8 protein-coding genes and 1 pseudogene are annotated in these 11,089 nt (G+C 63.7%); 6 read left to right on the top strand and 3 right to left on the bottom strand.

Annotation, left to right across the window (positions count from 1 at the left end; all coding sequences use genetic code 11):
• Positions 1-258, top strand: a 258-nt coding sequence (locus tag C1949_RS19245) for a hypothetical protein (RefSeq protein WP_211287040.1), incomplete at its 5' end; no start/stop codon positions are given.
• A 165-nt stretch (positions 259-423) separates the two neighbouring features.
• On the opposite strand, the gene C1949_RS02135 is transcribed toward C1949_RS19245, so the two are convergent.
• From C1949_RS02135 to C1949_RS02125, 3 genes are read right to left on the bottom strand one after another with little or no spacing between them, the layout of a single operon-like run.
• Positions 424-1,791: an 8-oxoguanine deaminase gene (locus tag C1949_RS02135; protein ID WP_104736807.1), complete on the bottom strand. Its 1,368-nt coding sequence runs from the start codon at positions 1,789-1,791 to the stop codon at positions 424-426.
• A gap of 47 nt (positions 1,792-1,838) precedes the next feature.
• Entirely contained in the window at positions 1,839-2,591 is a 753-nt protein-coding gene (locus C1949_RS02130; protein ID WP_104736806.1) for an alpha/beta fold hydrolase, read from the bottom strand.
• Positions 2,584-3,552 (bottom strand): isopenicillin N synthase family dioxygenase, encoded by a 969-nt coding sequence (locus tag C1949_RS02125; protein ID WP_104736805.1) that lies wholly within the window; start codon positions 3,550-3,552, stop codon positions 2,584-2,586. The genes C1949_RS02130 and C1949_RS02125 overlap by 8 nt, the downstream gene beginning before the upstream one ends.
• Positions 3,553-3,659: 107 nt before the next feature.
• Between C1949_RS02125 and wrbA the strand changes: the two genes are divergently transcribed.
• From wrbA to C1949_RS02100, 5 genes and pseudogenes are all read left to right on the top strand, one after another.
• Positions 3,660-4,316 (top strand): NAD(P)H:quinone oxidoreductase, encoded by a 657-nt coding sequence (gene wrbA / locus C1949_RS02120; RefSeq protein ID WP_104736804.1) that lies wholly within the window; start codon positions 3,660-3,662, stop codon positions 4,314-4,316.
• 156 nt (positions 4,317-4,472) lie between these two features.
• Positions 4,473-4,928 (top strand): redox-sensitive transcriptional activator SoxR, encoded by a 456-nt coding sequence (gene soxR, locus C1949_RS02115; protein ID WP_104736803.1) that lies wholly within the window; start codon positions 4,473-4,475, stop codon positions 4,926-4,928.
• Positions 4,929-5,235: 307 nt separating this feature from the next.
• Entirely contained in the window at positions 5,236-6,360 is a 1,125-nt protein-coding gene (locus tag C1949_RS02110; RefSeq protein ID WP_104736802.1) for an efflux RND transporter periplasmic adaptor subunit, read from the top strand.
• A pseudogene (locus tag C1949_RS02105) lies at positions 6,357-9,486 on the top strand (efflux RND transporter permease subunit). The gene C1949_RS02110 and the pseudogene C1949_RS02105 overlap by 4 nt, the downstream one beginning before the upstream one ends.
• Positions 9,479-10,912, top strand: coding sequence for an efflux transporter outer membrane subunit (locus C1949_RS02100; protein WP_104736801.1), 1,434 nt, complete (start codon positions 9,479-9,481; stop codon positions 10,910-10,912). The pseudogene C1949_RS02105 and the gene C1949_RS02100 overlap by 8 nt, the downstream one beginning before the upstream one ends.
• Positions 10,913-11,089 lie beyond the last annotated feature (177 nt).

Below are 11,089 nucleotides of genomic sequence, written 5' to 3'. Positions count from 1 at the left end.
GAGGATTACCGCATAGGCTGGGCAACAGCCAGAGTCCATCAGGTGATTGAAGCAGCAGAGGGCGTAATCGAAGAGGGTGACGTTCTCACTCTGAAGTACCCGATCTCAAGTTGTGGCCCTTGGCATAAACCCGGCGAGACTGGTGCCATCATCGCGATTACAGGCACCGACAGCGATAGCAGTGTTGTGTGGTTTCCATATTTCTATCGTGAAAGTGACGATAGAACCTTTGCTCCAGAGACGGAGTTTGATTGGTGAGTGGCGCGCCACAATACGGTCGCAGAGCGGCCTGATCAACAATCCCGATAAACGTCTTTCCCGCGCAGGCGGAATCCAGTGATACGGCCAGCCCGCTTGGATCCTTGCCTGCGCGAGGATGACGAGTGGGGGTGTCGTCATGCGCTCGGCAACAACCGCGCAGCCCTATTTCCCCAACACCAACTCCCGCGCCAACGCATTGTGCTCTTCAATAATCAGCGGCAGTTCCCGCGTCAGCAGCACGCCGTCCTCAATAACCTGTCGACCGTTGATGATGCTGTGGGCGACGCGTTGCGGGGTGCAGAAGACGAGGGCGGCGATGGGGTCGATGAGGGCGCCGGCGAGGGCGATGTCGTCGGTGCGGAAGGCGATGATGTCGGCGCAGTAGCCGGGCTGGACACGGCCCAGCACATCGCTGCGGCCGAGCACGTCGGCGCCGCCGCGGGTGGCGATGTAGAGGGCTTCGCGGGCGCTCATGGCGGTCGGGTTTTCATCCCGTACGCGGGCCGAGAGCATGGCCTGGCGGGCTTCGTCGAGCAGGTTGTTGGTGTCGTTGGAGGCACTGCCATCGACGCCCAGCCCGACCTTGACGCCAGCGTCGCGCATCTTGCGGATCGGTGCGATGCCGGAGGCCAGGCGCATGTTGGAGCAGGGGCAGTGGGCGACGCCGGTGCCGGTGCGGGCGAACAGGGCGATACCCGGGTCGTCCAGATGCACGCAGTGGGCGTGCCAGACATCGTGGCCAACCCAGCCAACGGATTCGGTGTATTCGGTCGGGGTCATGCCGTAGCGCTCCTTGCTGAAGGCGAGGTCCTTGGCGTTCTCGGCGGTGTGGGTGTGCAGGCCAACGCCGCAGGAGCGCGCCAGTGCCGCACCTTCGCGCATCAGGTCGGTGGTCACGGTAAAGGGTGAGCAGGGGCCGAGGGCGACCTTGATCATGGCGTCGGGCGTGGCGTCGTGCAGCTCTTCGACCACCCGCTGCATTTCCTTGAGGATGGCGTCTTCATCCTGTTCGACCAGCGCATCCGGCGGCAGCCCGCCCTTGCTCTGACCCAGACTCATGGCACCGCGCACGGCGTGAAAACGCATGCCCATTTCCTGCGCGGCCTGCACGCTGTCATCCAGCCGGGTGCCGTTGACGTAGAGGTAGGCGTGATCGGCCGCGGTGGTGCAGCCCGACAGCATCAGCTCGGCCAACGCGGTGCGGGTGGCGGCGCGCTGCATGGCCGGGGTGATGTTCTGCCAGACCGGGAACAGCGCGGTCAGCCAGTCGAACAGCTCGGCGTCCTGGGCGGCGGGCAGGGCGCGAGTCAGTGACTGGAACATGTGATGGTGGGTGTTGATCAGGCCGGGGATCAGCACATGGCCGGTCATGTCGATGACCTTATCGGCGGTGGATGGCAGCTCGCTGGCGGGGCCGACCGCTTCAACGCGGTTGCCGCGAATGAAGACCGAACCGTTGGCGATTTCACGTTGCTCGTCATCCATGGTGGCGATGACCAGCGCGTTTTTCAAAAGCAGGGTTGAAGACATGCAATGCTCCTGGACAGGGCGGCGACGTTGGCCGCCCTACTGTTGATTCACTTGGCAAACGCCAGCAGCGCCTCGGCCACCGCCGCGGTCTGCACTACCTGAGGTACGTGCCCGCAGGCCAGGCTGACCACCTGCGCGCCCGGCACCAGCGCCTGCATCTTGCGCTGCGCGGCCAGCACCACCGAACGATCCTCGGTGGCTTCCACATACAGCCGCGGCAGGCGGCCAAAACGCTCGGCAGTCCATTCGGCGACCAGCGCTCGGGTGCCTTCGGGCTGGCTGCAGAAGCGCTGCGCCGCTGCCATCGTCTGTTCGCGCGGCAGATCCTGCAGGAAGATTTCGCACACCGCCTCCGGCGGTACTGTCGAGGATTGGCGATCCTCCGCCCAGTGTAGATGCGGCCAGATGCCGGCGGCTTCGGGATGGCGCTGCATAAGCTCGGTGGTCAGCTCAGCAAAGCCGAGCCCGGAGGGGAGCATCATGCCGGCCAGGTAGGCTACGCCAACGACCCGTTCAGCGAGCATTTCTGCTGCCTGGGTGGCGATCACGCCGCCGCCGGAATGGCCGACCAGCAGCAGCGGACCTTCGATCTCGGCGCAGGCGGCGGCGATATGCGCCATGCAGCCGGCCATGCTGATGTCTTCGGCTGTGGCCGGATGCTGCGGGTTGCCCGGCATGTCGAGCGCCAGCACGCGATGGCCGGCGGCTTCGAGTTCCGGTTTGAGGGCATCCCATACCCAGCTGCCGGCCCAGGCGCCGTGGATCAATACAAAGGTCGGCTTGTTCACTGGCTCAGGCATAGGTCCTCCGGTACATCTCCTGCAGATGCGCCTCGACCGTGGTCACCGGATAACGCGGCGCATCGCCCGGCTGCAGACAGACCGGCAGACAGCGCACTTCGTGATCGGGGTTACCGCTGTAGAAGAACGGCACCGAGTAGCGCTCGGCACCGGAGGTGTTGACCACCCGATGCAACGTCGAGCGGTAGCGATCATTGGTCCAGCGGGCAATCATGTCGCCGAGGTTGACCACGAAGGTGCCAGGAATCGGGTTGGCGTCGATCCAGCGCTCGCCCTTGGCGTCCCAGACCTGCAGGCCGGGTTTGTCGTCGAGCAGCAGTACGGTGATGCCGCCAAAGTCGGTGTGTGCGCCGCAGCCCTTTTCGCCGGGCTCGGGATTGCCGGGCTGAGGCGGATAGTGCAGCAAACGCAGGGTGCACAGCGGCTGCTCGCAGAAGTCGGCGAAGAAGTCTTCCGGCAAGTTCAACGACAACGCCAGCGCGGCCATGATCTTGGCGCTGAGCTCAGTCATTGCGGCGTAATACTGCTCCATCGCCGGGCGGAAATCGGTAACACCCTGTGGCCATTGGTTAGGCCCCATATTGAAGCGGGTCAGCGCGCGCGGATCATCGGCGGGCACCTCCTCACCGATATAGAAGCCTTCCTTCAAATCCGGCGGCGCTCCGACCTCCAGCGTCTGGCCGCGCAGCGGCTCGTATCCGCGGTTTGCCTTGGACTGCGCCTTGTCGACCGCCAGCTTGTCGGTCATCGGCAGGCCAAAGAACTGTTTCGACGCAGCGAAGACCTGCTCGATCAACGCAGGTTCGATACCGTGACCGCTAACGTAGAAAAACCCGCTCTGCTCGCAGGCATCGCGCAGCGTCGCAGCCATCGCTGCCTTGCCCTGTGCCGAACTGCCGCGCATCGGGCTGATGTCGATCACCGGCAGGTTGGCTGCCTGCGCCCCGTACTGTTCTGTCATGTCATGCTCCGGAAGATGAAATACAAGGTTGTCCATCTGGTCAGGTATTCATATTGCATGCCAGCCCATGTAGCGATTTGTTCAAACTCACTCAGGAGCATCCATTCATGACCCCATCGCGCATCACCATCGTTGTTGATTCCCGCTACGGCACCACACTGACACTGGCCAAGGCCATCGCTGCAGGCGCTGCCCATGAGCAGGCTGAGGTCCGTTTGCGCCGGGTGGCATTGTCCGAACCGGAGTTCAGCGTCGATACCGAACGCGCCGATTTTATTGCCGCCCAGGCCGAATACCGTGATCTGCCGCAGGCCAGCATGGCCGATCTGGAGTGGGCGACCGGCATCATCTGGGGCTCGCCGACCCGCTACGGGCTGATGAGTACGCCGCTGCGTGCCTTTATCGACGAGGTCGCACCGCTGTGGCGCCAGGGCGCGCTGATCGGCAAGGTGGGCGCTGCCTTCACCTCCACCGGCGGCATGCACTCCGGCAATGAGATGACGCTGATCTCGCTGCTGCTGCCGTTCCTGCAGCACGGCATGATCCTCGCTGGCGTGCCGCACAGCGTGCCGGAGCTGGTGCACACCCGCAGCGGCGGCGCGCCCTACGGCGCCTCGGCGGTCACCGGTTTCAACGGCACGCTGGGCGTGGATGAGGGTGAGCAGGCGATTGCCCGCGCACTCGGTGCACGGGTTGCGCGTCTGGCCGGGCAGATCACCCCGGAACCGGCGTCGGTCGATCTGGCGGCGGGCCAGTCGCACTGAGCCGATAGCAACGACCCAATGCGGTGCGAAAACCGCGCCGCAACGGGTAGCTCGCCACAAAGCTGTGCAAAAGGTCAGCATTTACTAGAGAGGTTGGGGTTGCCAACAACAGGCTCGCTCCCCTATAAGACTCTCAAGTTCACTTGAGGTGTTGTCATGACCAAGGCGGCAGTGACCCAGCGCATTCTGAGCATCGGCGAGGTGAGCCGTCGCAGCGGCTTGCCAGCATCCACCCTGCATTTCTACGAGTCCATTGGACTGATCACCAGCACCCGCTCCGCCGGCAACCAGCGCCGGTATTCGTCCCGCGTGCTGCGCTATCTCGCGATCCTCAAGGTGGCGCAGCGCGTCGGCGTTCCGCTGGAAGACGTACGCGCCACCCTGGGCCCGTTCGACCCCACGGTAAAACCCTCATCTCGTCAATGGAAGGAAGCAGGCCAGCGCTGGCGAGCCCATCTGGATGAGCGCATTTCTCAGTTGCAACGGCTGCGCGACGAACTGTCCGGCTGCATCGGCTGCGGCTGCCTTTCGCTGGAAGATTGCCCTCTGCGCAACCCGAATGACGTGATGGGCGAAAAGGGCCCGGGCGCGCATATTCTCGAACGTCCCTGACGTACCTCCTACCCTCCATCGCGATGATTCTCGCAGTGTATTCGGCGCTTGACCTTAAGTTAGCTTGAGGATTTATAACTGCCGCCGCTTCCTGAGAACAGCCTTGCAGCAAGGAAGCTGCCTTTGCCGAATACACCCGTTTCTGCCTTGGCAGGCGGGGTGGCGTTTGCCCCCCGCCAATGCGCTTCCAACAGCACCTTGAACCACCCACGCCGACCAAAGAAGCCGGCGAGTTCAGGGTGCGGCTTGCGAGCCAACTGGCCGCGCAGGGGAACTCGACAACCGTCTGCTTTGGAGTAATTACCGCATGACTGATTCACTGCCATCCGGGCGTGGCACCGGCTGGAAGGCCATTGCTACCGTTCTTGTTGTTATCGTTCTGATCGTCGCCGGACTCTGGTTCTGGCGTGCCGCCCGCAACGACGGCGGGGGCTGGCACGGGGGCGGCCCGATTGACGTGATCGCGCGCCGCGTCATCCGGCAGGACGCGCCCGTCAGTCTGCGCGCCCTGGGCGAGTTGCGTGCGGCCCGTCAAGTGGTGTTGTCCGTCGAGGCCTCGGGCCGCGTCGCACAGATCGCCTTCGAGCCGGGCCAGCAGGTTGAGCGCGGCAGTCTGCTGGCCAGTCTGGATGATTCAGTCGAGCAGGCCGAGCTGATCGCCGCCCGCTCGCGCCTGACCTTCGCCAAGGAGCAGCTTGAACGCGCTCGGACACTGTCTGCCAGCGGCGCCATGTCCCGCGAGCTGCAGCAGCAGCGGCAGGCCGAGTACGACGACAGCCGCAGCCGGGTTGAACTGCTGCAGGCACAGATCAGCCAGAAGCACATTCGCGCGCCGTTCGCCGGTCGACTGGGCATTCGCCACATCGACCTGGGGCAGTACCTGAATCCGGGTGATCGCGCAGTCAGCCTGACTGACCTCAGTGAACTGCAGATCAACTTTGACGTGCCCCAGCAGGAGCTGGCCCGCGTGCGCCTGGGCCAGACCGTGCGCATCGACACGGGCCTGTCTGGCGTCGAACCAGCAACGGCAACCATCACTGCCATCGAGCCGCAGGTCGCTGAAGATACCCGCAATGCTAGCGTCCAAGCGACACTGCAAAGCCCTGGCGCGCAATGGCTGCCAGGTATGTACGCGAGTGTGGAGGTAATGCTACCGGCTGAACCCGAGGCGCTGCTGGTACCCGCAACCGCACTGATTACCAGTGCGTCGGGCAACCTCGCGGTGGTGGTACGCGAGATGAACGCCGAAGGCATGGGCAGCGCCGAGCAGGTTCCGGTCACGGTCAGCCGCTACATCGGCGAACAGGCCGTAATCGCCACCGGGCTGAACACCGGTGATCTGGTCGTGACCGAAGGTCAACTGCGCATCCAACCCGGCAGCACTGTGCATGTCGTGAGCCCGCAAGCGTCCGCGCCCGGGGGTGAGCAATGAAGTTCACCGACCTGTTCATTCACCGGCCAATCCTGTCGATTGCGCTCAGCGTGATGATTCTGCTCACCGGCCTGGCGGCGCTGTTTTCACTGCCGATCCGCCAATATCCGCAGATGGAAAGCGCGACCATTGTGATCACCACCCAATACCCCGGTGCGTCACAACAGACCATGCAGGGTTTTGTCACCACGCCGATCGCGCAGGCCATCGCCGGCGCCAACGGTATCGAATACCTGACATCAACGTCCACGCTCGGCCGCAGCGAGATCAAGGCCAAGCTGGTGCTGAACGCGAATGCCGACCGCGCCATGACTGAAATTCTGGCCAAGGTGCAGCAGGCCCGCTATCAGCTGCCGCCAGAGGTCTATGACCCGGAGATTCAGAAGCTCACCGACGGCGTGTCCGCGGTGCAGTACCTGACCTTCCGCAGCGATCAACACAGCATCGCACAGATCACCGACTTCATGGCGCGGGTCGCCCAGCCGCTGATCACCTCGGTGCCGGGGGTGGCGTCTGCGGACATCAGCGGAGGCCAGACCTACGCCATGCGGCTGTGGATTGACCCGATCAAGCTGGCTGCACGTGATCTGACCGCCAGCGATCTGGTCAACGCGCTGCGCAGCAACAACGTGCAGGCCGCGCCCGGTGCGTTGCGCGGCGACAACATTCTGGTGCCAATCACCGTCGCGACTGATCTGCGCACGCTGGATGACTTTCGCAGCATGGTGATCAAGCAGGGAGCAGGTGGCGTGGTACACCTGAGCGATGTCGCCACCGTCGAGCTGGGAGGTCAGAACTACGACAGCAGCTTCCTTGGCAACGGCGAATCAGCCGTATCGCTGGCCATCTCGCCAACACCCGACGGCAACCCGCTGGAGATCGTTGCCGGGGTCAACGCGCTGCTGCCTGAGCTGCAGGCAGCAGCGCCGCCCGGCATCAAGGTCGCCAACGTGTTCGACACTGCCCGCTTCGTCAACGCCTCGATCGACGAGGTGCTCAAGACGCTGCTGGAAGCCGTCATCATCGTAGTGGCGGTAATCTTCCTGTTCCTGGGCTCGTTCCGCACGGTACTGATTCCGATCGTCACCATCCCGCTGTCGCTGGTGGGCGCTGCAGCACTGATGCTGGCGTTTGGCTTCTCGCTCAACCTGCTGACGCTGCTGGCCATGGTGCTGGCTATCGGTCTGGTGGTGGACGACGCCATCGTCGTCGTGGAGAACATCCACCGGCATATCGAAGAAGGCAGCAGTCCGGTGCAGGCCGCACTGCTGGGTGCGCGAGAGATCGTCTGGCCGGTTATCGGCATGACCATCACACTGGCTGCGGTGTACGCACCGATTGGCTTGATGGGTGGCCTGACTGGCGCGCTGTTCAAGGAGTTTGCCTTCACCCTGGCTTGCTCGGTCATCGTCTCCGGGGTGGTCGCGCTGACGCTGTCACCGATGATGAGCAGCTATCTGCTGTCCTCCAAGGTCTCCGAAGGTAAGCTGGCCCAACGCATCGAGCACAGCATGCAACGGCTGTCAGCCGCCTACGGCCGCGTGCTCGGCCATGCTCTGCACGCCCGCAGCGCGGTGGTGCTGGTATGTGTTGCCGTGCTGGCGGGTATCGTCGTGCTATTCCTCGGGGTCAAGCGTGAACTGGCGCCCAGTGAAGATCATCGTCGTGCTATTCCTCGGGGTCAAGCGTGAACTGGCGCCCAGTGAAGATCAGGGCTACGTGTTTGTCGCCACGCGGGCACCGCAGTATGCCAGCGTCGACTACACCGAACGGGCGGCGCGCGCGGTAGAGCAGCAGTTCCGCGCGTTGCCGGATTATGAGGCCAGCTTTTTCGTCAACGGCACCAATGGCCAGAACAACGGCTTTGGTGGCGTGGTACTCACGCCCTGGGATCAACGTCAGATGACAGCTGCGCAGGTCGAAGGCGCACTCAACGCGGTCAGCTCGCGGATCACCTCGGCCTCGGTAACGGCTTTCCAGGCTGCTCCGCTGCCAGCCGGCAGCGACGGGCTGCCGGTGCAAATGGTATTGCGCGCACCGAACGATTTCAGCGCACTGTATCAGGCGATGGAACAGATCAAGGGCGCCGCCTGGGGCAGCGGTCTGTTTGCCTACGTCGAAAGCGATCTGGCGTTTGACAGCCCGCAGGCCCGGCTGACGATCAACCACGAAAAGGCCGGTGAAATGGGCATCAGCATGCAGGACATTGCCGATACTCTGGCCACGCTGGTGGGCGAAAACTACGTCAACCGCTTCAATTGGTTTGACCGTTCCTACGACGTCATCACCCAGGTGCCTCGCGCCCAGCGGCAGGCACCCGATGACCTGACCGGCTACTACGTGCGTGCCAGCTCCGGCGAGTTGGTGCCGCTGGCCACTGTGGTCGACGTGCACACCCAACCCGAAGCCAACCGGTTGCCGCAGTTCAACCAGATGAACTCGGCCACTCTGTCTGCCGTGCTGATGCCCGGTGTGACCATGGGGGCGGCGGTCGACTTCCTGAAGAACCAGCCGCTGCCACCCGGCGCCAGCATTGACTGGCTCTCCGACAGCCGCCAGTTCGTCAAGGAGGGCAACCGGCTGGTGGTGTCGTTCGGCTTCGCGCTGGTCGTCATCTTCCTGGTGCTGGCGGCTCAGTACGAAAGCTTCCGCGACCCGCTGGTGATCTTGATGACCGTACCGCTGGCGATCTGTGGCGCGCTGCTGCCGCTCTGGCTTGGCTTTGCAACCATGAACATCTACACGCAGATCGGACTGGTGACGCTGATTGGACTGATCTCCAAGCACGGCATTCTGATGGTGTCGTTCGCCAACGACATCCAGAAGCACGAGGGCCTGAGTCCGCTGGACGCCATGCACAAGGCAGCGATTATCCGCATGCGCCCGGTGCTGATGACCACCGCCGCCATGGTGGCAGGCCTGATCCCGCTGCTGTTTGCCGCTGGCGCCGGGGCCTCCAGCCGCTTCGCCATCGGTATCGTGGTGGTGGCCGGCATGCTGGTCGGTACGCTGTTCACCCTGTTCGTCCTGCCCACCCTATACACCTTGCTGGCCCGTGATCACCGCGCAGCCAGTGCCTCGACCCGCGCCCGCGAGCTGGCCGAAACGGAGCTTCAACATGCCTAGACTGCTTCCCTTACTGACCCTCGGGCTAGCCATCAGCGGCTGCTCGCTGGCACCGGAATACCAGCGCCCGACAGCACCGATTCCAGACCAATGGCAACTTGGCGGGGCCAACCGGGCAGTTACCGAACAACAAACTGACTGGCAACAGTTTGTCGTTGACCCTGGCCAGCGTGCACTGGTCAAACAGGCTCTGAGCAATAACCGCAGCCTGCGTCAGACCCTGCTGGACATGGAAGCGGCCCGAGCCCAGTACGGCATTCAGCACGCCGACCGAATGCCGAACATCGGGCTTGATGCCAGCGGCCAACGCCAGCGGATGCCCGCAGACGTCAGCACCAGCGGTGGTGCCGAAACACAGAGTCAATACCAGGTCGGGCTGGGGCTGGCCACCTTTGAACTGGATCTGTTTGGTCGCGTGCGCAATCTGTCGGAAGCCGCACTACAGAGCTACCTGGCATCCGAGCAGGCGACGCAAAGCGCGCGTATCAGCCTGATCGCCGACGTCGTAGCGGCCAGCCTGCAGCGGGCCGGCTCCCGGCGCCAGCTGGCTATTGCCGAAGAGACATTGGCTGCCCGCAATGCCAGCCTAGAGCTGATCGGCCTGCTACGCACGACCGGCGCCGCCGATGAGCTCGATTACCAGCAGGCGCTTGCCGAGCAACAGGCGGTGGTCGCGCAGATCGAGCAACTGGGCCGTGCCGTGGCCCAGGCCGAGAATGCCCTGCGCCTTCTCACCGGCGCCCAGCAGTTGGGCTCGCTCCCGCCATTGACCGCCGAGCCATTACAGCTTGGATCTCTGGCGCCCGGTGCTCCCTCCAGCTTGCTCGAAGCCAGGCCAGACATCCGGGCAGCAGAGCACCAACTGTTGGCGCGCCAGGCCAATATCGGCGCGGCGCGGGCAGCGTTCTTCCCACGCGTCAGCCTGACCGGCGCGCTTGGCAACACCAGCAGCGATCTGAGCAATCTGTTCAATAGCGGCCAGAACAGTTGGGCATTTAGCCCGCAACTGACCCTGCCGCTGTTCGACGGCGGGCGCAATCGTGCGGCTCTGGATCTGGCGGTCGCCCGCCGCGATGCTGCCGTTGCCGCCTACGAAGAGCGCATCCAAGTTGCGTTTCGCGAGGTTTCCGACGCGCTGGCCGCAACCGGTACGCTAGCCCGCGAGAGCGAGGCCCTCAAGCGCCGGTCTACTGCCAGCCAGCGGGCACTCGAGTTGGCTCAGACCCGTTACATGTCGGGCGCAACCGACTACTTCCGGGTGCTGGATACTCAGCAAAGCGAACTGCAGGCAAGGCTCGCGCATGTGCAGGTGCAAACCCGACAGCAACTCGCGCTGACGGACCTGTTCCGTGCGCTGGGCGGGAGTTGGCAGTCGACCAGACAACCCCGCTCGGCGCCCGTTCAGCAGGTCATCTCCCAGCGCTGAGCACATTGGCGGAGTCCCGTTGCGGATTCCGCCACTCCCACCTTGCCTCCCCGGGCGTTCATTTACGGTGCAGCGCCATCAGCAGGTGCACCCAAATTGCTGACTTTTCGATCAGGAAATGCCTCTAGCCCACCATATACAGCCATGGCATGGCTGTTGCTTTCTGATTTGCGCGTT

This window comes from Halopseudomonas oceani, assembly GCF_002903165.1.
GTDB lineage: Bacteria > Pseudomonadota > Gammaproteobacteria > Pseudomonadales > Pseudomonadaceae > Halopseudomonas > Halopseudomonas oceani.
The sequence above is the reverse complement of the archived record's forward strand: the minus strand, read 5'-3'. Positions and strand labels throughout refer to the sequence as shown.

What these genes read in the sequence shown, in the direction of transcription:
- C1949_RS02100 (WP_104736801.1), top strand. Translation starts at nt 9,479, where the DNA reads ATGCCTAGACTGCTTCCCTTACTGACCCTCGGGCTAGCCATCAGCGGC.
- C1949_RS02110 (WP_104736802.1), top strand. Translation starts at nt 5,236, where the DNA reads ATGACTGATTCACTGCCATCCGGGCGTGGCACCGGCTGGAAGGCCATT.
- C1949_RS02135 (WP_104736807.1), bottom strand. Translation starts at nt 1,791, where the DNA reads ATGTCTTCAACCCTGCTTTTGAAAAACGCGCTGGTCATCGCCACCATG.
- C1949_RS02130 (WP_104736806.1), bottom strand. Translation starts at nt 2,591, where the DNA reads ATGCCTGAGCCAGTGAACAAGCCGACCTTTGTATTGATCCACGGCGCC.
- soxR (WP_104736803.1), top strand. Translation starts at nt 4,473, where the DNA reads ATGACCAAGGCGGCAGTGACCCAGCGCATTCTGAGCATCGGCGAGGTG.
- wrbA (WP_104736804.1), top strand. Translation starts at nt 3,660, where the DNA reads ATGACCCCATCGCGCATCACCATCGTTGTTGATTCCCGCTACGGCACC.
- C1949_RS02125 (WP_104736805.1), bottom strand. Translation starts at nt 3,552, where the DNA reads ATGACAGAACAGTACGGGGCGCAGGCAGCCAACCTGCCGGTGATCGAC.